At 48.1% G+C, this 23,003-nt stretch carries 15 protein-coding genes; 5 read left to right on the forward strand and 10 right to left on the reverse strand.

What is annotated here, in order from left to right; all coding sequences use genetic code 11:
* The first annotated feature begins 344 nt into the window (after window positions 1–344).
* A complete protein-coding gene (locus QFZ51_RS31130; RefSeq protein ID WP_429051443.1) occupies window positions 345–1,928 on the forward strand; it encodes an FMN-binding glutamate synthase family protein in 1,584 nt (527 codons plus the stop codon).
* A gap of 93 nt (window positions 1,929–2,021) precedes the next feature.
* Here QFZ51_RS31130 and QFZ51_RS31135 read toward each other — a convergent pair whose 3' ends face one another.
* The 6 genes from QFZ51_RS31135 to QFZ51_RS31160 all read right to left on the reverse strand — a co-directional run bounded on the left by QFZ51_RS31135 (window position 2,022) and on the right by QFZ51_RS31160 (window position 10,551).
* Window positions 2,022–2,798: an amidohydrolase family protein gene (locus QFZ51_RS31135; protein ID WP_429051445.1), complete on the reverse strand. Its 777-nt coding sequence runs from the start codon at window positions 2,796–2,798 to the stop codon at window positions 2,022–2,024.
* A gap of 116 nt (window positions 2,799–2,914) precedes the next feature.
* A complete protein-coding gene (pgl, locus tag QFZ51_RS31140; RefSeq protein WP_429051447.1) occupies window positions 2,915–3,640 on the reverse strand; it encodes a 6-phosphogluconolactonase in 726 nt (241 codons plus the stop codon).
* A gap of 45 nt (window positions 3,641–3,685) precedes the next feature.
* Window positions 3,686–5,191: a glucose-6-phosphate dehydrogenase gene (gene zwf / locus QFZ51_RS31145; protein WP_429051449.1), complete on the reverse strand. Its 1,506-nt coding sequence runs from the start codon at window positions 5,189–5,191 to the stop codon at window positions 3,686–3,688.
* 25 nt (window positions 5,192–5,216) lie between these two features.
* Complete coding sequence (gene gndA / locus QFZ51_RS31150) at window positions 5,217–6,635, reverse strand: NADP-dependent phosphogluconate dehydrogenase (RefSeq protein ID WP_429051451.1); 1,419 nt, start codon at window positions 6,633–6,635, stop codon at window positions 5,217–5,219.
* Between the two features lie 147 nt (window positions 6,636–6,782).
* Entirely contained in the window at window positions 6,783–9,362 is a 2,580-nt protein-coding gene (locus tag QFZ51_RS31155; protein ID WP_429051453.1) for a phosphoenolpyruvate carboxylase, read from the reverse strand.
* 346 nt (window positions 9,363–9,708) lie between these two features.
* Window positions 9,709–10,551 (reverse strand): energy transducer TonB, encoded by an 843-nt coding sequence (locus tag QFZ51_RS31160; protein WP_429051455.1) that lies wholly within the window; start codon window positions 10,549–10,551, stop codon window positions 9,709–9,711.
* A gap of 1,080 nt (window positions 10,552–11,631) precedes the next feature.
* Here QFZ51_RS31160 and QFZ51_RS31165 point away from each other — a divergent pair.
* Window positions 11,632–12,462 carry a YitT family protein gene (locus tag QFZ51_RS31165; RefSeq protein WP_429051457.1) on the forward strand — a complete coding sequence of 277 codons (831 nt, stop codon included), beginning with the start codon at window positions 11,632–11,634 and terminating at the stop codon, window positions 12,460–12,462.
* 42 nt (window positions 12,463–12,504) lie between these two features.
* On the opposite strand, the gene QFZ51_RS31170 is transcribed toward QFZ51_RS31165, so the two are convergent.
* Window positions 12,505–13,560: a 1,4-beta-xylanase gene (locus QFZ51_RS31170; RefSeq protein ID WP_429051459.1), complete on the reverse strand. Its 1,056-nt coding sequence runs from the start codon at window positions 13,558–13,560 to the stop codon at window positions 12,505–12,507.
* A 186-nt stretch (window positions 13,561–13,746) separates the two neighbouring features.
* Between QFZ51_RS31170 and QFZ51_RS31175 the strand changes: the two genes are divergently transcribed.
* Together QFZ51_RS31175 and QFZ51_RS31180 are read left to right on the forward strand one after the other, a co-directional pair.
* Window positions 13,747–14,868 (forward strand): acyltransferase family protein, encoded by a 1,122-nt coding sequence (locus QFZ51_RS31175; protein WP_429051461.1) that lies wholly within the window; start codon window positions 13,747–13,749, stop codon window positions 14,866–14,868.
* Between the two features lie 108 nt (window positions 14,869–14,976).
* Window positions 14,977–15,762, forward strand: a complete 786-nt coding sequence (locus QFZ51_RS31180) for an SDR family oxidoreductase (protein WP_429051463.1) — start codon at window positions 14,977–14,979, stop codon at window positions 15,760–15,762.
* A 1-nt stretch (window position 15,763) separates the two neighbouring features.
* Here the strand turns inward: QFZ51_RS31180 and QFZ51_RS31185 are convergent, their stop codons facing one another.
* Window positions 15,764–16,414, reverse strand: a complete 651-nt coding sequence (locus tag QFZ51_RS31185; protein ID WP_429051465.1) for a hypothetical protein — start codon at window positions 16,412–16,414, stop codon at window positions 15,764–15,766.
* 134 nt (window positions 16,415–16,548) lie between these two features.
* Here QFZ51_RS31185 and QFZ51_RS31190 point away from each other — a divergent pair, with 134 nt between their 5' ends.
* Window positions 16,549–17,787 carry a glycoside hydrolase family 88/105 protein gene (locus tag QFZ51_RS31190; protein WP_429051467.1) on the forward strand — a complete coding sequence of 413 codons (1,239 nt, stop codon included), beginning with the start codon at window positions 16,549–16,551 and terminating at the stop codon, window positions 17,785–17,787.
* A 59-nt stretch (window positions 17,788–17,846) separates the two neighbouring features.
* On the opposite strand, the gene QFZ51_RS31195 is transcribed toward QFZ51_RS31190, so the two are convergent.
* Window positions 17,847–19,277, reverse strand: coding sequence for a SusD/RagB family nutrient-binding outer membrane lipoprotein (locus QFZ51_RS31195; RefSeq protein WP_429051469.1), 1,431 nt, complete (start codon window positions 19,275–19,277; stop codon window positions 17,847–17,849).
* Window positions 19,278–19,290: 13 nt separating this feature from the next.
* A complete protein-coding gene (locus QFZ51_RS31200) occupies window positions 19,291–22,473 on the reverse strand; it encodes a SusC/RagA family TonB-linked outer membrane protein (protein WP_429051471.1) in 3,183 nt (1,060 codons plus the stop codon).
* Window positions 22,474–23,003 lie beyond the last annotated feature (530 nt).

A 23,003-nucleotide genomic window follows, 5' to 3' on the forward strand; every position in this document is an offset into this window, starting at 1 on the left:
TTTGGGGATTTTGTTTTTTTTGATTTTGTTTTTGATTTTAAAAAGATTTGGGAAGACAGCAGCGGATATTTTGCTTTTGTCGTTCCTTACCTTTTTTAAAAAATATAAGAAAATTAAATCCTAAAACGCATATCTCCTCTGCTGTCTCCCAAAATCCTTTATAAAATCAAAAAAACAAATCCCCAAAATCAATATAATCAGCGTAATCCTGAGAAAGACAACCTTCGCGAAGATTTAACAAATTTATCTGCTATACGTTAAGTAGATTTATAAGAACAATAGCTAAGGAAGTATTCGGCAATCTCCTGTGGTTAGGAGCATCAAAAAATCAAAAATTACAGTCTATGGTCAAAGCATTTATTGGATTTTCAGGTGTTAGTTTAGGTGTTATCGTTGTTTTGGGTTTATTTTTCCCGTGGGTTTTCTGGTTACTGGTGCTGGTATTGCCCATTATTGTGATGGGTGTCCTTGACTTGTTGCAAACCAAACACGCCATCATCCGCAATTACCCGGTAGTGGGGCGGATGCGTTACTGGATGGAGGCATTACGGCCAAAAATTTACCAGTATTTTGTGGAAAGCGATATTGATGGCAGCCCGATTAACCGGGTAGACCGCTCTACTATTTACCAGCGCGCCAAGCGGGAACTGGACTCCCAGCCATTTGGTACCCAGTTTAATGTATACGCGGAAGGATATGAATGGATGGCCCATTCTATTCAGCCGCAAAATTTTGATCACCTGGAGAAGGACCCGCGTGTAATCTTTGGCGGGAAAGACTGTAAACAGCCTTATTCCGGCAGCATCCTCAATGTAAGCGCCATGAGCTATGGGTCGCTCAGTAACAACGCTGTACAGGCTTTAAATGGCGGCGCCAAAATAGGGAACTTTGCGCATAACACCGGCGAAGGAGGTATCAGCGAAGCACATCTCAAACAAGGTGGCGATATCATATGGCAAATAGGTACCGGCTATTTCGGTTGCCGCGACGATGACGGCAATTTCTCCGATAGTTTGTTTGCAGAAAAAAGTGCACTGTCACAAGTCAAAATGATAGAACTGAAAATTTCGCAGGGCGCCAAACCGGGCCATGGTGGTATATTACCGGCTGCTAAAAACACGCCCGAAATTGCAGCCATCCGTCACGTGAAACCACATACCACCGTATTTTCTCCCCCTTACCATAAAGCATTTAACAGTCCGCGCGAAATGATGCTGTTTATCCAGCGCCTGCGTGATCTCAGCAAGGGTAAACCGGTTGGATTCAAACTGTGCATCGGCCAGCAACGGGAATTCTACGCCATCTGCAAGGCCATGATAGAAACCGATATCTATCCCGATTTCATTACTGTAGATGGTGGTGAAGGCGGTACAGGTGCCGCGCCACCGGAATTTTCCAACTCGGTGGGCATGCCGCTGATGGATGGACTTTCCTTCGTACACGATACCCTTACCGGATTCAATATCCGTCATCATATGAAGATCATTGCCTCCGGCAAAATACTCACCGGCTATCACATGCTGCGGGCCATGGCCCTGGGCGCCGATACCTGCAACAGTGCCCGTGCCATGATGATGGCGCTTGGATGTATTCAGGCGTTGGTATGCAACACCAATAAATGCCCTACCGGCGTGGCTACACAGGACAAATGGTTATCTGCCGGCCTGGTGGTAGACGACAAGAAACACCGCGTAGCCAACTATCACCGCGATACCATTGAAAGCGCCATAGAACTCGCTGGGGCAGCAGGTTTAAAAGATCCGCATCATATTACCAGGCGGCATATTTTCCGCCGGGTATTTATGAACCAGGTAAAAACTTTTGAAGACATATATCCAAGTGCAGCTCCGGGTACATTGTTAAACGGACTAATGCCCGAACATCTGAAAAAAGAAATGGAAACCGTGGGAATTGATACGTGGATATAGTATAAAAAGATTCCAGCTTTTATTCCCTGTGGAATAAAAGCCGGAATCTTTTTATCTCTCAAAATATTTTTAAAAATATAATCCCCAACATCATCATAATCCTGAGCCAGACAAAATCCGCGGCTGGTAAAGTGCGAGGGCGTTTTCCCTGCATATTTTAGCGGCAATATCTGCCGGGAAATTCTGGAGGATCAGTTGCAGATCGGAGGCGGCAAATGGCCGTGGCGCCCGTGTAGAAGGCAAATCGGTGCCGAATAATAAAGCACTGGCATTAATAGCTGTAATCTGGCGCATGGCGGTTAACACATCAAAATCACAACGACTGAAACCCGTTGCTTTTACCCTCGCTCCTTTTTCTACCAATGGCAATAAATATTTGAACCCGGCTTTTGATAAACCCAGGTGATCAATAACCACGGCAGGCAGTTTATGCAACGTAGTGGATAATCCGGGCAGTTGCCGGGAATCCACATACAGCTCCACATGCCATTTCACGAGTTCATACACACGTAATGCCAGCCGTTCGAGGTGTTTCACACTCTCAGAACCACCGCGCTGCACATTAAATCTTACGGCGCGTACACCCGCTTCATGCAGGGCTATAATTTCTTCGTCGCTGGTACCGGCAGGTATCTGCGTTACGCCTACATAACCGGGGCCCAGCTGTTTCAATGCTTCCAGCAGGTATCCCTGATCAAATCCCTGGAAAGAGCCGGAAACCACTGCGCCGCCACCTACGTTCAGCGGCGCTACCTGTTGCTGGTAGTCGGCTACTGAAAATTCCGACGGCAAAAAGCCTTCGTTTGGCTGCAAAGGGAACCGGTGATCAATGATATGCAGGTGTGCGTCGAATATGGGCTTATCAAACATAATCTCATCGTTGTTACAATACACAAGCTACAGAAAATAGCTGAAAGCAGAAAGCAGAAGGCCCGGAGGGATCTCTTAATCCGCCCGGGCCTTTACCGCAATTGCTTTATGTTTTGTTAAATTTCCATTGCGCCGGCAGCGGCTTCGTCCACAAACCAATGCAGCTCGCCTTCTTCCGGCCTGATGAGCTGGGAAGGATATTTCTCCGCATCGAAAGTGCCTTCAATCACACTTTTCAGCGTAATGGCTTTATTGGCGCCGGTGGTGAGAAACAATACACAGGCAGCCTTATTCACCACCGGTGCAGTTAAGGTAATACGGTACATGTCCTGTGCTTCCAGGAAAAATGATTTTACCCAGGCTTTCTTTTCGTGCACAATGGGTAATCCGGGGAACAGCGACAGCGTGTGTCCATCGTCTCCCATGCCCAGCAGCACCAGGTCGAACGTGGTATCATCTTTTCCGAAATACGATTTCAGGATCTTTTCATATTCGGCAGCCGATTCTTCCGGGCCGATATCGGTACGCATTACATGGATATTATCGGGGTTTACACTTACTTTATCCAGTAATGATTCAAATGCCATGCGGGCATTATTGCGTTCATCTTCAAAAGGCACATCTCTTTCATCTCCCCAGAAAAAATGTATTTTCTCCCAGGGTATCACCATGTTGTAAGGAGCTTTCGCCAGCAGGCTGTATAGCTGCTTTGGCGTATTACCGCCGGACAGTACAAATGTAAACCGTTCCTGTGTTTGCAATACTTCCAGTATGTAGTTGCTGATCCATGCAGCTACATTTTCACTCAGCTGGGCAGGATCTTTTGCGATATGTAGTTCCATAAGACAAAAAAGTTACGGACCATTTTCACAAATGGTCCGTAATTATTATTTAGTAGGTAAATTAATCCAGGTATGACCGTCGCGGGCAACGAGTGCATCTGCATCATCGGGGCCCCATGAATCGGGTGCATAGTTCGGGAAGTCCTGCGGCGTGCGGTTTTCCCATGTTTCCAGGATGGGCATGATCACTTTCCAGGCGGCATCTACCTGGTCGCCGCGCATGAACAGGGTAGCATCTCCTTCCATTACATCCAGCAGCAGCGTTTCATATGCTTCCGGTGCATGCTCGCCATTGGCAGCATCGTAGTTAAAGGTCATGTCTACCGGGTCCAGCGTCATGGTTTGACCGGGACGTTTTGCCTGGAAGCGGATCCGTATATCCATTTCCGGTTGAATGCTGATGGTGAGCCTGTTAGGGCGCCATGTTTGCGCAGCTTCTATCGGGAAGGAATAAGGAGGTGCTTCCTTAAAGGTGATGATGATATTGGTAGCTTTCTGGTGGAGATATTTACCGGTCCGCACATAGATCGGAACGCCCTGCCAGCGCCAGTTGTCGATATAAAATTTAACGGCTGCATAAGTATCAATATTAGATTTGGGATCCACACCTTTTTCCTCGCGGTAGCCGGCTACTTTGTTGCCTTTCATCCAGCCGGCAGAATACTGTCCGCGTACGGCATGTTCATGCACTTTACCCGGTGTGATACGGCGGATCGCGTTGAGTACATCCACCTTCTTGTTTCGCACTTCATTGGCATCAAAAGATACCGGCGCTTCCATGGCCAGGATACACATGATCTGCAGGATATGGTTCTGCACCATATCGCGCAATGCGCCTGCCCTTTCGTAGTAACCGCCACGACCTTCCAGTCCCACGCTTTCAGCAGCAGTGATCTGGATATTGTCGATGTAATTGCGGTTCCACACCGGTTCAAACAATGCGTTTGCGAAGCGGAAAGCCAGGATATTCTGAATGGTTTCTTTACCGAGATAGTGATCGATACGATAGATCTGCTCTTCTGTAAATTTCTTTGCCAGCAGTTCATTCAGTTCATGCGCGCTTTGCAGGTCATGCCCGAATGGTTTTTCTACTACAATGCGGGTGCAGTGTTTATCGGAGCAAAGATTCAGCTCACCCAAACGGGTGGCTATGTTCGGCACCAGCTGTGGCGCTACGGCCAGGTAAAAGATAACGGTAGGATGTACGCCCCACTCTTCTTCCTTCTGCGTTACAAAATCGGTGATCTTGCTGTAAGATGCAGGATCTTCTGCATCCATCTGCAGGTAAGTAACATGATTACTGAAATCTTTCCAGTGACCATTCTGCTCGCCCTTCCGACGGGAAAACTTACTGATCCCTTCCAGCAGGTGTTTGTTATAGTCTTCGTTGCTGTATGGGCTGCGGCCTAAGCCTGCAATGGCAAATTGCTCAGGCATCCACTCATCTAAAAAGAGATTATATAACGCAGGCGTTAGTTTCCGGTAGTTTAAATCGCCACTGCCTCCGAATATGAACAGGATGGATGCAGGCGGGCGTTTATGGATCTGCATATGTTTAATTAAAGATGAACATTTTTTAGTGTTGCTGCCACTCTGTGTGGAAAGTACCTGGCATATCAATACGCTGGTAGGTGTGCGCGCCGAAATAGTCGCGCTGTGCCTGAATCAGGTTGGTAGCCATACGGCCGGTACGGAACGCATCGAAATAAGACAAAGCAGACATGAATCCGCCTACAGGAATACCTGCGGAGGCGGCCTGCGCAATTACGCTGCGGGTGTTGCTTTCTACCGATTGTACGAGATACGCTACGCCTTCATCCAACAGGATGTTGGCCAGGTCAGCATTTTTCTGGTAAGCTTGTGTAAATATTTCCAGCAGGGAAGAACGGATGATACAACCACCTCTCCATACTTTCACCACTTCCGGTAACGGGATCTCCATTTTCAGATCACCGGAAGCTTCTCTCAGCATAGCCAATCCCTGTGCATAGCTCAGGATGGTGGCAAAGTAGAGGGCATCGTGTACCTGTTTGATCCACATTTCAGCGTCGGCATGAATGGTATTTTCAGGTGCTTTATAGATCGCTTCAGCTTCCAGGCGCTGCTCTTTGTAACCGGAAAGGGTACGCATCGCCACGGCGGTATCAATAACCGGAACGGCCACCGGCAATTCCATTGCATCCTGTGAAGTCCATTTACCGGTTCCCTTGGAGCCAGCCTTATCGGAGATCACGTCTACCAGGCGTTTGTCAGATTTATCGTCGTTCTGCAGGAAGATATCCGCGGTAATTTCTACCAGGAATGATTGTAAAGCGCCCTGGTTCCAGCTTTTGAATACTTCGTGCAATTGATCATTGCTAAGGCCAGCGCCCTTTTGCAACAGGGTATAGCTTTCACTGATCAGTTGCATGATGGCATATTCAATACCATTGTGTACCATTTTCACATAATGGCCGGCGCCTTCTTTACCCAGGTAAGCCACACAAGGCGTCCCTTTTACTTTGGCGGAAATCGCCTCCAGCATGGGTTGTACCTTTGCATAGGCGTCGAGGTCGCCACCGGGCATAATGCTTGGACCGCTACGCGCGCCCTGCTCACCACCGGAAACGCCGATACCCATAAAATGGATACCCTTTTCGCGGAGTTGTTTCACACGGCGTAAAGTGTCCGTATAGTGGGAGTTGCCACCATCTATTACTACGTCGCCCTGCTCCAGCAGCGGCAACAGGGATGCTATCACGTCATCTACCGGTTGACCGGCGGGTACCAACATCATTAATTTGCGGGGACGTTCCAGCAACTGTACCATAGTGGCCAGCTCTGCAACACCTTTAACGGTAGTACCGGGGGTAGCGGCTGCTTCCAGTGCGCTGTTCTTGGCAGCGTCTTTATCAAAGCCGATAACGGAAAAGCCATGATCTGCCATGTTGAGTAACAGGTTTCTACCCATCACGCCGAGACCGATCATTCCAAAGTCATATAAGCTGTTTGCCATATATAGAGAAGTTACTTAAGGAGGTGTAAAAGTAGGGAAGAATTACGAAATACAAATTACGAATTACGGAGTTATATGGAGACAGCCGCTGATGTTGTTCACCGCCACTATTTCCACATAACTCCGTAACCGGATGATGAATAATTTTTAGGCTGAGTTTCTGCCAGCATTGATAATACCAAAAGAGCAACGCATGATGAGCTTTTCGTAGGTTTCCCTGCCATGTCCGTTGTCGGGATGTGCGTCCAGCTCCCGGATGCGCGTAAGCGCATACTGCTGGGTAGTAAGCAAAGGCAGCACAATTCTTTCCCGCATTTGGATAGACAGCAGATCGATCGGGCTGCCGGCCATCAGTTCGGATTCATTGGTGAGTAACAGCAGGTATTTCTTCGTCAGCTCAAATTCATTATAGATCATCTGCCATACTTCGCCGTATTGCGGATGCTTGGCCAGGTAAGCAGTGAGCGGGAAGTAACTCTTCTTCATCGCCATTACACAGTTATCGAGCAGGGTCCTGAAAAACAGGGAGTGCACATATAATGCCTGGACCTCTTCCCATTTACCTTGCTTTTCCAGCTGTTCCAGCGCACTGCCCACGCCGTAATAGCCGGGCACATTCTGTTTCAGCTGGCTCCAGGCACCTACATAAGGCACTGCTCTCAAGTCATTAAGATTGAGTTTAGCAGAAGCATTACGTTTGCTGGGACGGCTGCCGATATTCGCCTCCGCATAGTAACGCAGCGGGCTGGCGTGATCGAGATAAGCCAGGAAATGAGGATGTGTTTTTAATGTATTGTAAGATTTATATCCTTCGTCCGCCAGTAGCTGCAGCAAATCTTCTTCTGATTTACTCAGCGTTACTTCCCGGGAAGAAAACAGCTCATTGCTGATGCCGGCATGTATCAGCTGTTCCATATTGAACTGTGCTGCATCCACGGTGCCGAAATTGGAGCTGATGGTTTGCCCCTGAATGGTTTGCTGTATTTCTTTATTGGCAATGTTCCTGCCCATTGAAGCATAGAACTGGTGCGTTTTTCCACCGCCACGGGCCGGAGGACCTCCCCTGCCGTCAAAGAACACTACGTTGATACCGTATTCTTTGGAGATAGTAGTGAGTTCTTCTTTGGCTTTATAGATGCTCCAGTTGGCCATGAGATAGCCACCATCTTTGGTGCCATCCGAGAAGCCGAGCATAATCGTTTGTTTGCACTGGCGACGACGCAGATGCTCGCGGTAGTCGGCGTTTTCATACAGCTCTTTCATCACCTGTCCTGCATGGCGCAGGTCATCGATGGTTTCAAACAGCGGCACAATATCTACCGTCATCTCTTCTTTTTTCCAACCGCTCAGCAGGAATAGCCCGTATACTTCCATTACGTTGAGTACACTGGTACTGTGACTGATAATATAACGGTTGCAGCCTTCTTCTCCATTGGCAGCCTGTATTTCCTTAATGGCAGCAATGGTTTCGAGCGTATCCTGGTGCAGGGGATTTTCCAGCGCTTTAGGATCTGCGGCTTCTTTTATATTCAGTAACAGGCTGATCTTTTCTTTATCTCCCAGGGAAGTATAATTATCCGGCAGCGCGGTTGTTCTGGCAGCTACGGCTTCCAGTACGGCTTCATGAATGGAGCTGTCCTGGCGGATATCCAGGGAAGCAAAGAACAACCCGAATATTTCCACTTTGCTGATCAGGTTATCTACGAGATGTACAAACAGCCCGTTCAGATCAGCGATAATGGTATTTCGTATATCCGACAACGTGTCCAGTATTTCCTGGCGGCTGATATCCGCTTTATGCCCGGGAATAAAGAGGTTGCGGGATAATTTTGATTCCAGTGCGGCTACTACATTTTCCACGCCTTTAAAGGTAAGGCGGCGGCGCAGGTTGCGTACTTCCCGGAAGTAACATTTCATGATAGACGCGCGCAGGGCGGCAGCTACTTCCACGGTGGTAGGCGCTTTCACAAACGGGTTCCCGTCACGGTCGCCACCGGGCCAGAAGCCCATGCGGATCACGGAGTTATCGCTGCTGATGGCGCCCGGGAACTGCGCCCGGATAGACGACAGGATGCGGCCGGCCGACTGGTAAAATATATTTTCGAGGAACCACACCAGGCTGATGGCTTCATCATACGGGGTGGGTTTTTCTTTTTTGAAGAACGGTGTTTTTCCCAGCTGTTGCAGGTACATATTTACCTGGCTGGTGTTTTCGTCGATGAGGGCTTTCGACAGGTCGTTGATAATGCCCAGCACCTCGCTGGGGTAAAATTGTGTCGGATGCGCCGTCAGCACCAGTCTCACCGAAAAATCCTTCAGTTTATCCCTGAGTTTATCCTGGGCTTGTTCCTGGATCACTTCCGACTGCAGGTGGCGCAGGGTACCGGCGCCCTGGAGGTCGCGGATATTCCGGAACGCAGCATCTTCCAGTGCATCAAACAGTACTACCTGTCTTTCAGCGTATTGCACAAAGCGGAACAAGAGGTCCGTCCGCTGTTTTTCTTCCGTATAGGTGGTATACTGGGAAAAGAAGGAGTCCATTATTTCCTGGGGGCTGTTGCCTTTGGCGTATCCTTCTTCACAATGAAGCAGGAACAGGGACAGGAAGATGCCTGTCTTTTCCACCCGGTGGAAAGGCAAAGAGGTGAAGAGGCTATTATACAGCTGAAACTTGGTCCCAACGAGGTTTTTGAACTGTTGCAGCGAATTATTTACCGGCGCTTCCATACTAATTATCCGTTTATAGTGCTAAAGAAGAAGACTAAGCGGCTGTTAAATTAATAATTATTATGTTAATTTCTTAGATTTTTGATTTTTGTTTGATATAAAGTGATAATGTTTGAATATTATCTAATAAGAAGCGAGAGGATTAAAAGGCAATCCCGGCCGCTATATGCGGGCCGGGATTGGTATCAGGAATCAGAATGCGCAGGTTAAATGGATGTAAGCCGGATAAACAGGAATTGTAAGAATTAAAGAGATAATAATATAGGAAGTCACGCCGTCAAACGATGACAGCACTTTTCCGGGTTATTAATAAAGTGTTTATTGAAAAAAATGAGGAAAGGTGAAACTAGTTGCCGCTTAACCGGAAGCTGACCGGGAGGTTAAAATATACCGCCACATACTGTCCATTCTGTTTGCCGGGTTTCCACTTGGGCATTTTACTGATCACACGGACCGCTTCTTCTTCCAGGCCCCCGCCTTTCGCTGCGCCTACTGTTTTCACCTGTGAAATAGTGCCGTCGCGGTTTACCACGAACTGGATAAATACGGTACCTTGTATTTCATTCTCCTGGGCGATGTGCGGATACCGGATATTGTTACCCAGGTATTTCGCTAATGCAGCTTCACCGCCGGGAAATTCAGGCATGATTTCCACGAATGCAACTGGAACATCTGGATTGGCCGCCGGAGGAGCCTTTACTACACCGGAACCGCCGCCGTTGCCACTTGCACCCAGGTCAATGTCCATCCCTCCTTCTACTCCTTCCGTAGTTTTAAATCCTATAACCTGGCCGTCCATATCGGCATTTTTCGGAGGCATTTCATCCGGCGGAACATCTGTGTTAACAATCACCGGTGTAGTTACCCTGATAGAAGCAGCCAATGGCGGCGGTGCGGAGGTTACCGGGGGTGGAGGAATGGTAACCGGGGGTTCCGGTGGCATTTCCAATGCCTGTAATTCAATTTTTTTCTCTGCCAATACAGGCCGGTGTACATTTTCTGCGGCCATCAGCGTGTTGTTCAACACGTAGCCGCCGATCATTACCAGCATAATAGAAGCGGTGCCCATTACTGCGTTGCGAACACGCCTGTCGTAACGACTGCGTAATTCATAGGCCCCATAATCTTTGTTCCTTCCATAGAAGAGAATGTCGAGGAAATCATTCCCCGGGATTTTAGCTGAGTCCATGGTAAATATGTTTCTAATTAGATGTTGCAGTAAAATATTTTCCATAAGGTTTTTGAAAATATATTTTCAGGGAGATGGGTAACGGGGCGGGGTATATATAATAGCGTAAGATACAGGTAGTATTAAAATAGAAGTCCCGACACGTGTCGGGACTTGCTGGCACTGGGGACCTTACCTGAAAACAAGTGGTTCCTTCATTTTAATTAGGCTTTCCGAAAAAAGTATAGGCTTATACGTTATCACGTATTTTGCCCGGCTGCTTCCGGATAATATCTTTATAACAGTTGGTTTGGAAGCAGTCCTAAATGATCCGATAATGCTTCAGTCCCTGGGGCAGTTGCCGACAAAACCCACCAGTATTGTTTGAGACAACGCCCCTTTTGAACTGAAGTTGATCGTTTAATTTCAATGGATAGTAACCCAATTCTATTCCGTTACCAATACACTATTAAAATCGTGTATCCGTATACGTTATACTATCATATACAGCTGTTATTGCCGGGCTGCCGGGTAACGGCATCAGGACTGAACAGTTGATGTTTGTTTTCATGTTAAATAAAATGAGAGAGACTGGTTTAAGATTTCAGTTGATAAATGCCAGGAGGATGCGGGGAGGTACGTTGCTGATAAATTTACCACCAATAAATTTGCAGCCCACCTTTCCCGCAAGCCTGACCAGGCATTCTATTTACAGCTTACAGAACGCAAGATTTTCTTTCAACAGCGGCTGCAATAACAGCCTGCTATTTGAATGTAACGGGGACAGGTGATATTTACCACGGTATTTTGCGTGTGGTAACGCATTCCACTAGTTAGCGTGTGCCTTTTCATAGTGTATTTTTATTTACACATTTTCAATAAATGATGGCAGCAACACCTTGCTGGTGGTCAAAGGATGCCGGAAGCGTTTGCCTGATACTTCCCTGTGGTGGTAGATTTTATTAGTCTACTGATTTGGTAGACAAATATACATCGAGTTTTATTAATTCCAAATAATTGCACAATTTTTTTTGTGATTTTTTGTTCGTGGCTGGAGAAGCGGGCCAGTATCCAAGTGCGACAAAAGCGTATTTTTGCGGCATGAAAGAGCATGTGAAAAACATATTACTCATTATAGCAGGTGCCTTCATCTTTGCAGCAGGCATTAACTACCTGGCCATTCCCAACAAATTATCTGAGGGAGGCGTCATCGGTATTACCATTGTAACTTACTACTATTGGGGATGGTCGCCGGGCATTACCAACTTCATCATCAATGCCATCCTGATTGTAACCGGTTACCGGCTCCTGGATAAAAGGAGCATGGTATATACCATACTTGGCATCCTGTTTTGCTCGTTGTTCCTGTATCTCACGGAAAACAAACTCGCCCCGGTTACCACCAATCCTTTGTTGGCGGCTATCTTCGCAGGGTTGCTGGTAGGTATAGGCATCGGACTGGTATTCCTTTCCGGCGGCACCACCGGCGGATCAGCTATTGTAGCCCGGTTATTTAATAAGTATTTCGGCTGGACACTGGGTAACGCCATGCTCATTTTTGACGTCGTGGTGATCATGGCTTCTTCCTTTATTATAGGCATAGAAAAAACCATGTACACTTTTATTGCCGTATACATTGGCGCCAGAACAGTAGATTATATCGTGGACGGTCTTAACACCAAACGCGCCATCACCATTATCTCCGCACGCACCGAAGCTATTGCGGCTAAGATCACCGGCGAAATGAAACGCGGCGCCACCGTATTGCACGGCCATGGCGCCTATACCGGCGCGCCTAAAGAGGTGTTGTATGTAGTGATCGGCAAACAGGAGCTGATGCGCCTTAAATCACTGGTGCACGAAACCGACCCGGAGGCCTTTGTGGTGATACACGAAGTACATGAAGTACTGGGGAGAGGGTTTTCAAAATAGCATAGCTGCCGGCTGCCTGTATCGGGAAACCGGCAACCACCATTACTTACCGGTTAGCCCACGGATCACTTTCACTTCTTCTTCGCTGTAAGGCGTGCCATCCGGCCGGAAAATATCATGAAACCAGGTAGGCGGCTCGCCACCATCCGGCATAGGCGTACTCCAGGCATATTTGGTATTGGTTTTACCCGCTACCAGTCCCCAGTTAATGGCGCCGATATTTTCTTTTTTCAGCAACGGCATAATATTATCAAAACGGCTGCTGCGCGTACGGGCCATATATTCGGTACAAATAAGCGGCCTTCCCAGGCGGCGCAGGGTATCAATATCCCGCTGATGCTCTTCCGGTGGAGAGTAGTTATGGTAGGTAATTACATCGGAATGTGTTTCCTGGAAGTTGGAGAGGTCCTTCAGCTTCCAGTCCCATATCCCCGCGGACAAAGGCTGCGAAGGATTTACTTCCCTGCCCCAGGCAAATACTTTTTCCAGCAGGGGCAAACTCCTGTTGCCATGGCCGGAGTTACCGGGTTCATTATACAGGTCCCATAATTGGATACGTTTATCATCAGAGAAGGAAGTCAGGATATCTTTCACATATCTCTCCAACGTATCCACCAGCGCAGGACGTTGATGAATGGCTAATCCCGGATCCTGCACCCAGCCGGAATTATGGATGCCTGGCCTTGGCGCCCGCTGCGGCCCCGCCTGGTAGGTACTGTCCCAGCAATCGTCGAAGAATACGAACAAGGTAGAGATATGATGCCTGTCAGCAATATCGAGGTAGGTATTGATCCTTTGCTTAAACCCCGCTGAGTCAACCACCCAGGGCACGTGATGCAGGTACACCCGCATGGTGTTCATGCCTATTCCTTCTGCATAACCCAGTTCCCGGTTAATGGTAGCAGTATCAAAAGTAGCGGCCTGCCACATTTCCAGCTGGTTGATAGCCGTACTGGGAATGAAATCACTTCCCCTGATCCAGTCTTTACCTGCATACCAGGTATTGGCCCTTTCCTTTGACCACAAACCTTTTTCGGGCTGCTTACAGCTCATCTGAACAAGCACGGCCACGCACAACGCAATAAATCTGTAATTCATAACGTAACTTTTTTAGTGGAGTCACCAAAATAGTGATTATACGTGTCTCACGTTAGCCGATATGTCTCAATTTGTTTTCCCGGAACGAATTCATATTTGGATTTTGAAAATTAGATGTATATATTGTAGGCAGCTCAACGCTTTTTCTATCCTTACCATCTTATCAACCAATACAATTAAAGGGAAATGACACAAAGCTCTCAACGCTTTTTACCGCTGGACGTATTCCGCGGGCTGACCGTTTGTTTCATGATCATAGTGAACACAGGCGGCACTGGTGGGACTTACTGGCCACTTGACCATGCTGCCTGGCATGGCTGGACCCCCACCGATATGGTATTTCCTTCTTTTCTTTTTGCTGTGGGCAATGCCATGAGCTTCAGCATGAAGAAATATGTTCAACTGGGAAATTCAGCGGTGCTGGGAAAAATTTTCAAACGCACCCTGATCATTTTCCTCCTCGGGTACCTGATGTACTGGTTCCCGTTTGTAGACCATACCGATAACGGACTTCAATTCAAGCCATTTAGTCATACCCGTATACTGGGCGTGCTGCAACGTATCGCCTTGTGCTACTGTATTGCCTCCCTCCTGATCCACTACTGCTCTAAAAAAGTGGTATGGGCTGTGAGTGCCATATTCCTCCTGGGATACTGGGCCGTTATGTGGTACTTCGGTACTCCCGGCGAACAATACAGCATGGGTGGCAATGCCGGCATCCTGCTCGATAAACTTATTTTAGGAGATAACCACATGTATCATGGCGAAGGCATTGCCTTTGATCCGGAAGGCATCCTCAGCACCATTCCGGCTGTAGTAAACGTGGTGGCAGGTTATTACACCGGCCTGTTTGTACAGCAACAGGGCAGAACAAAACCCGGCCTGCTCCGCATGGTGGGCGCCGGCGTATTATTCCTGCTGCTGGCATATGCCTGGAACACGGTATTCCCTATCAATAAAAAATTGTGGACCAGCTCCTATGTATTGCTCACCATCGGAATCGACCTGTTGCTGTTATCACTCCTCATTTTTGTGATAGATATCCTCGGCTTCACTAAAGGCACCGGCTTCTTTACCGTGTTCGGTAAAAATCCGTTGTTCCTCTACCTGCTGTCGGAAGTAATGGCCATCCTGTTCTATTTCTTTATGGTCAATGGCGTGTCGCTCTACAAATGGATCAACGACACCATCTTCCAGCCATTGTCGCCGGGCAAATTCGGATCGCTGCTGTTTTCACTGGCATTCATGCTCACCTGCTGGCTGGTAGGATTTATTCTCGACAAAAAGAAGCTCTACGTCCGCGTATAACCATATTATCTTACTGAATTATAAAAGCAAAGGGAAGGTCGCATGGCCTTCCCTTCGCTTTTATACGCGTCAGACATTTTCGCTAAATTGTACATAAAATTATCACGGATGGATCTCTCACTCAAAGGAAGAACAGCGCTGGTGTGCGGTAGCTCACAGGGAATAGGACTGGCCACCGCAAAGGAACTGGCTTTATTAGGCGCTACGTGTATTTTATTGGCCAGGAATGAAGACAGGTTGAAAACGGTACTGCCAACACTGAGTACCTCCGGCGGGCAACAACATAGTTATGCCATCGCCGATTTTTCAGATGTGGCGCAGGTAACGGCAGCAGCAGAAAAAGTTGCTGCACGTGGTCCGGTGCATATACTGATTAACAACACCGGCGGTCCGGCGGATGGTCCTATTTTAGAAGCCAGTGCGGCCGCTTTTACCGCAGCCTTTTCACAACACCTGCTGTGCAACCAGGCGTTGGCGCAAATATTTGTGCCTGGCATGATCAGCGCGGGTTTCGGCCGGATCATCAATATCATTTCCACTTCTGTAAAAACACCTATAAAAAATTTAGGCGTGTCCAATACTACCCGCTGGGCAGTGGCGGCGTGGTCAAAAACCCTTGCTACAGAACTGGCGCCGCATGGCATTACGGTGAACAATGTATTACCCGGCTCCACTTCCACCGCTCGGCTGGAAGGATTGTTTAAGAGCAGCGCTGCTGCCCGCAATGTATCTCCGGAAGTAATAGAAGCAGAATGGCTGAAAGAAATCCCCATGCAGCGCTTTGGAGAAGCCCATGAAATAGCGGCGCTGGCAGCGTTCCTGGCATCGCCTGCGGCTGCCTACATTACGGGTACCAGTACTGCTGTAGACGGAGGCAAAACACCCGTGATGTAACTCAACAAGGAATAAAATTAACGATCCTCACCAGGCGGCCATCTTCAAAATATAACTGCACACTGCTTTCGCTGTCTTTGCTGTAGGAATCGCGCAGGATGATCATATCTCTTTTACCTTCGTTTTCCGCCTGCAATACTGCATTGGGATACAACTGTTTTACTTCTTCCCAGGTAGTATTGCGGGTAAGTGTAATTTTACCGGAAGTAAGTGAGTTACTATCTGTAAAAACAAATTCTTCACAGGCCAGTGAATCTTTACAGTGTTCAAAAGTAGATCCATCTTTATAGAAAAAATCAAAATCCTCCGCAAACTGCGACCCGCAGATATCTTCCCCATTTGCAGAGATGATGCTGTCGGCCGCACCTATGGCTGCTTCCAGGCGCTGCCTGCTGGTAAATAACGGCACTTTGTTATTGATGAGCGCTTTGGCAAAGAGGAAAACCTCTATCTGCTCCCAGGCAATGTTCCGCCGGATTTCCTGCAGGGAGTCTTCCTCTTCCGTAAGTGGCCGGATGTTTTCCGAAGGCGCCGCTACGGCAATGTCCATTTCTTCTGTTTTGTGCTGCTGACAGGCTGTTAACGACAGCAATATGACGATACTGAACACGCGCTTTCTTTCTTCGTTCAGCCGATGCCGTATATTCCGCATGATCCCGATAAAATTTAAACTGGTTACTTTGAAACACATAATTAAAATAAATTATATTAAGAACCAAGTTATTTTTATGCAATCGTTTGCAATAATGATAAATGCGGGCTATATTGTACATACAATTTCCACATATGAAAAAGCAAACCCTTGTCTTACTCCTGGGCATAACCCTCCCGTTAGCCGCGCTGTCGCAGGATAATTCCGCCGACGCAGCAGTTGTAAAAAAAGTAGCCGACTATGCTGTGGCACACGCAGCCTTCCAGTTTAAAGATGATAACAACCAAACCTGGAACACCAGCAAGGAAATACCAGCCGGCACAACAGCCAGGATATCCGACCACCTGAGCGAATGGCATTATCCAAACGGTGTATTGAATATCGCTATGACGGACCTCGGCAATTACCTGAAAGACGAAAAATATACTGCCTTCGCGCAGCGGCATGTAGCCTTTGCGTTCGACAACTACGCCTATTTTGAAGCGCTCAGCAAAAAAGGTGTGAAGTACAAAAGTTTTCCGTTCAACCAGCTAATCAACACCCGCGTGCTGGATGACTGCGGCGCCATGGGGGCCAGCCTGTTAGACGTCTACCAAAAAGTAAAAAGAAGCGATTACAGGGCCTATATCGATAAAGCAGCCAACCATATCAGCAAGGTACAGGAAAGGCTGGCAGACGGCACCTTATGCCGGCCAACGCCTTATAAGTGGACGCTCTGGGGAGATGACCTGTACATGAGCGTTCCCTTCCTCGCACGTATGGGTAAGCTCACCGGCAACAACGCTTATTTTGATGATGCCGTAGCCCAGGTAAAACATTTTTCGCATTACCTCTGGGATGAACGGAATGAATTGTATGTGCACTATTATTACGAAGATCTGAAAAGACAGGGCGTTGCTCACTGGGGCCGTGCCAACGGCTGGATCATGCTGGCAAAAGTACAGCTGCTGAACGACCTGCCCGCCAATCACCCCGGCAGGAATGAAGTAATTGCAGATGTTACCCGTCAAATCCTGGGCGTTGCAAAATATCAGTCGGCCAGCGGCCTGTTTCACCAGGTACTGGACCGTACCGATTCCTATACAGAAACTTCCTGCACCGCGATGTTTGTATATTCCATTGCACGCGGGGTAAATGAAGGCTGGCTCGATAAACGCTATATCTCCATAGCAGAAAGGGGTTGGGAAGGATTGGTAAAGGAGAAAATTCAGGAAGATGGACAACTGAAAGATGTGTGCATCGGCACAAACACGTCGGCGGACCTGTCTTTTTACTATAACCGTCCTACAGAACTGAACGATTTTCACGGGATCGGACCGGTGATAGAAGCAGGTATAGAAATCATGCGCTACCGCGCGAATAATAAAAAATAAAAAAAGGACGGATTTGCAGGTAACAACTTACTGTAAATCCGTCCTTTTTTTTACTTCTTTTAGTACATGTCAAACCAAACCTTCGTCGTCAGCAGATCCGCACCCTGGCGGGCAACAGCTGCTTTGTAGTTGGCGCCGTTCAACGCCTGCTCACTTGAAGGATACGTTAAACGCAGCGGCATTTTACCCTGCAGCGCGCCGGTATAAGCGGGCTTCAACTGTGGATAATCCAGTCTCCTCCATTCTGCAAAAGCCTCCAGGCCTTCACTGAATAAGGCCAGCCACTTCTGCTCTCCTATTGATTTCTTAAAATTACTGGCGTCGTACGCTACGGCCGGTTGTGCGAGGTAAGCGTCTACCTGACCGCCGGTAATACCGTACTGTTTGAAGGATGCGCGGATAGCCTGTGCATACAAATCGGCGGCGTTGCCGCTGATCAGGTTACGCTGCGCTGCTTCTGCCAGGATAAACAATTGCTCTGCATAGGTAAACACATAGGCAGGCGCCTGTGTAGCGGTAAAAGCGGCTCCCACATCGGAAGTCCTGCTGAAACCCAACCGTGAGGCCGAGTCGGCAGACAATCCATTGGTAACGCCGATATATGCATTGGTATCAGCTGGCAGTGCTGCGTATATGCTTAACCGTGGGTCGTTCAGTGCTTTCAGTTTATCGACCACTGTTTTACTGATGCGGTAATCGTTTCTCGTTTCCCTGTTTTTACCAACCGGGTTCTGGTTGGGAGAAGTAAGGTAATTCAGTTTCACTTCACGGTCGCCGGCGGTGAGGAAAAAGTTGCCTTCTGCCGCCAGTTCTGCGAACACCGCTTTAGCGGCAGCAGGATCACGATCGGCCAGGCGTAAGGCAATGCGCGAACGCAGCCCGTTGGCAAATTTTTTCCAGCCATTCATATTCCCGGCCAGTAAAGAGTCGCCGAGGATAGGATTGTCTGATGGGGAAATAGTGTTCGCAGCATTTTTCAGTTCAGCCAGAAGCCCCCTGTATACTACGCGCTGACTGTCGTACACCGGTGTAAGGTACTTATCGATATTGCCTGCCTGTGTGTAAGGAATATCCCCGTACAGGTCCGTCAACACCTGGAAGATCCAGGAACGCATGATAATGCCTACTGCTTTATAATTAGGATTGTGCAACGTGTCGCCCAACTCTGCCAGCTTGGTAAAATCAGCGATTCCCTGTGCATAAAAATTGTTCCACACCGTTTGGATATTGGTAGATGCGGGGATATAACGATCCGGGTCGGGATACTGGATCTTAGCCCAGTACTGGATGTACAGCAGGGATGTTTCCATGGTGGCATCACTGCCCCAGTAGGTATCCACGTTGGATTTAATGCCGTTGCTCAGCAGGTAGTCGGGCTGTACAACGGTAGGTTCGTTCGGATTTATGTTGGTGCGCTCCAGGTCTTTCTGGCAACCAGCCAGCCATGCAGCAGCGAATATTAAGCAAAAAGGTATCAACAACTTTTTCATAATCAATCAATCATTAAAATGAAACATTCAGGTTAAAGCCAAAGCTGCGGGTAGTAGGTATCTGCAGCGTTTCCAGTCCCTGCCCGTTACCGGTATTAAAGGCTGTTTCGGGATCTATGTTCGGTGTGTTCTTGTGCAGGTACCCGAGATTCCGTCCTACCAGCGCCACATTCACCGCCTGTAGTCCCCATTTCTTCACCAGGGAAACCGGTAAAGTATATCCTACTTTTATTTCACGCAGTTTAACAAAGGACGCGTCATATACAGCGCTTTCATTCAGGTTGCTGCTGTATACGGCCTTGTAATAGTTTTGTGCGGGCAGGATAGCGGTATTCTTCTTACCGTCTGCTGTGTAGCCGTCGAAGATGATCCCGTCGTGTTTCACGGTAAAGCCGCCAGGTGCGGTGGCGTTATGATCCGGCAGCTGAACATTTTTAGAGCCATCATTATAGTAAGGCAACCCGCCATGTTCCTGGTCGCGACCTGGCATGGTTGCTGCCAGTACACCGGTACTCATACCGGTGGCATTGGTACCGGACCAGATGGAACCGCCTTGTTTGGTGTCTATCAGGAAGCTCAGGTTAAACCCTTTGAAGGAGAAATTATTGTTGATGCTACCTGTCCATTTTGGTGTGTAGTAGCCTAATATTTTTTTACTCGGATCTACAGCCGGGGTACCATCTGCATTAACCAGGATCCTGTTCTCGCTGTCTCTTTTATAGGCAGTGCCATAAAGAGCGCCATAGCGCTGGCCTTTGCTGGCAAGTACCTGGATATTACCGGAGCTGCCGAGTACATAGTTGGTGAGATATCCATCTGCATCCAGTTCTATTACTTTACTCACATTACGGGCATAATTGATGTTCGCATCCCAGCGAAACCCGGAGCGTGTAGTGATGGGCGTTAGTCCCAGCATTACTTCCACACCATGGTTACTGAGTTCGCCTGTATTGAGCAGTTTCTTCAGATAGCCGGTAGTTGAGCTCACATCCGCCAGCAGGATCTGGTTGCGGCTGTGGGAGCTGTAGTACGTAACATCCAGCCGTACGCGGTTATCGATAAATCCGGCTTCCACCCCTACTTCTGTTGAAGTGGTGATTTCCGGTTTCAGGTCTTTATTCAGGTACTTATCCGACACGGTGAGTAACGGCAGTGAGCCAAACGGCTGGTTGAATGGATAGGTATTGATTTCCTGGTAAGGATCGGTGTCCTTTCCTACCTGTGCCCATCCGCCGCGCAGTTTCAGCAGGGAGAGTGCCTCGCCCTGGATATGCAGCGCTTCAGACAGCACCAGGCTGGCATTTACAGAAGGATAAAAATAAGAGTTGCTGCCTCTTGGGAGTGTGGATGACCAGTCGTTACGCGCGGTTAAATTCACGAACGCATAATTGCGGTAACCTACCTGCGCTGCTGCGAATCCGCTGTACACTTTCTGCCTGTTGAGCAGGCTGGTAGAGACGAGCGGATCGCGGGAGTTGTTCAGTGTGTATACATCTTTCACTGCCAGGCGTGGCGCCTGCTGGTAGTTTTGTTCCAGCTGATTAGAGCGGAGGTTGGCGCCGGCCAACACATCGATATCAAAATCGCTGTTTAGTTTTTTCTTGGCGTTTAATGTAAACTCGCCATTGGTTTCGCTAACTGCGTAGGCATCTTCTGTATAAGAACCGAATGGCGTACCATTGGTGTAGTAAGCAATTTTATATTTGCGTCTGTCCTGGTAGTAGTCGGTACCAATGCGGAAGCTGGCGGTGAGCCAATCCTGGATCTGGTACGACAGACGGGCGTTACCGAGGAAACGGTTGCGCAGCATGCCTACTGTATTCTCGTTCTGGATCCAGTAAGGGTTGCTGTAGTAACTGTGGTTCCAGTTGTAATCGGTACCATCTGCATTTTTGTAGTTTTTCAGTTTGCTCACATCTACCTGGCGGCCAAACCAGATGAACTGGAGGGTAACGCTGTTACCGCGCCGGCCATCTACACCGGGAAGATTATCGGCAGCGCTGCGCACGTAATTGGCATAGGTACTGAGGGTGAGTTTTGGTGTAATACGGAAAGTATTACTGGCGGTGAAGGTATTACGGGTAATACCGGTATTTGGTAAAATGCCGCCTTGTTTGGTATTGTTATAAGAGAACCGGTAATCCAGTTTTTCGTTGGTGCCGCCTACAGATAAACCGTTATTCAATGTATACCCGGTAACATAGAAATCTCTTACGTTATCGGGATGTGCTACAAACGGTACTGCTTCGCCATTGGAGAAGAACTGCGGGATGAGGCGTCCGTCCATTTTCGGCCCCCAGCTTTCATCAACGCCGTCGTTAATGCCGCCGCCTTTACCGTCTTTATAGGAGAATTGTCCGCCGGTACCTTGTCCGTAGGAGTTCTGAAAGTCGGGCAGGATGAGGAGTTTTTCAAAGGTGGCGCCGGAATTTACGGTCACGCCCATGCCTCCTTTGGTATCTTTTCCTGTTTTTGTTTTGATGACGATTACGCCGCTGGAAGCGCGCGATCCGTACAATGCCGCCGCATTGGGGCCTTTCAGAACGCTGATGGAGGCAATGTCATCAGGGTTGATATCCGAAATGGCATTGGCAAAATCGCGGCCTGTGCCAATACCGAGCTGGCTGTTGTCTACCGGCACGCCATCCAGTACAAACAGTGGCTGGTTATAACCTGCAATGGAGGTTTCGCCACGAATCACGATGCGGGAAGAGCCGAGGTTACCCTGGCTGTTGGTAACCTGTACGCCTGCTATCTTTCCGGACAATGCGTTTACCAGGTTGGTTTCCTTTGCTTCAGAAATGTCTTTTGATTTTAATTCCTGCACAGCGTAGCCGAGTGATTTCTTTTCGCGGGAAATGCCCAGGGCGGTCACTACTACTTCTTCCAGTTTCCTGTTACTGTTTTCCAGGGAGATGTTGATCACTTTATTGTTTCCTACAACGGCAAACGTTGTTTCAAAGCCTAGTGAGGAAAATTGCAGCGTATCATTCACCTGCGCACTGATCGAATACTTTCCGTCCGGATCGGTTTGTGTACCGCGACCGGTTCCCTTCACCTGAACAATTGCGCCGGGTATGTTCTGTGCATCCGAACGGGATGTGACTACCCCGTTTACCCTGATTTCCTGGGCAATGCTCTGCTGCAGCCACAGTAAACCGGGCAGCAGGCATAACAGCCTTTTTACGTAATTCATGCTTTGTACTTGATTTATAAGTTGACTCAGATCTTTGCGGATATGGTTACACCGTTCAGATTTTGGCATTTATTTTTTGGTGTATAATCAGTTGGTGATATCGGGGGCAAAAGTAAGGTACAATTACTAATCTACAAAATTTATAGACTATATGGGCTGTGAAAACAGCGGGAGGATGCTGCTAAATATTTAGCAGGGAAGAGCTGTTGGGCGGGCATTGTGCGTATGGGATGGCGGTAACCGCGGGGCGATTCCGGTCAGAGAGTTTATCACTGAAATGAGCAGGTAACGGATACATGGAGATAATGCCAGTGTTACTTCACGGATGCTTCAGCCATGCCTGAAATATGCGTATGCTATGGACTATCTATACACTTCCCATGCACTCCTCATGCACTATTAATGCACTATTAATGCACTCCCCATGCACTCCCAATACACTATCTCTTCCTGAGGCCGGTTTATAACACAGGTGAGATAGTCCTGTTTTGGCTTACACCAGTTTTGGGTAATCCTGCATTTGGTTTACA

Source organism: Chitinophaga sp. W3I9, from assembly GCF_050434025.1.
Taxonomy (GTDB): Bacteria; Bacteroidota; Bacteroidia; order Chitinophagales; family Chitinophagaceae; genus Chitinophaga.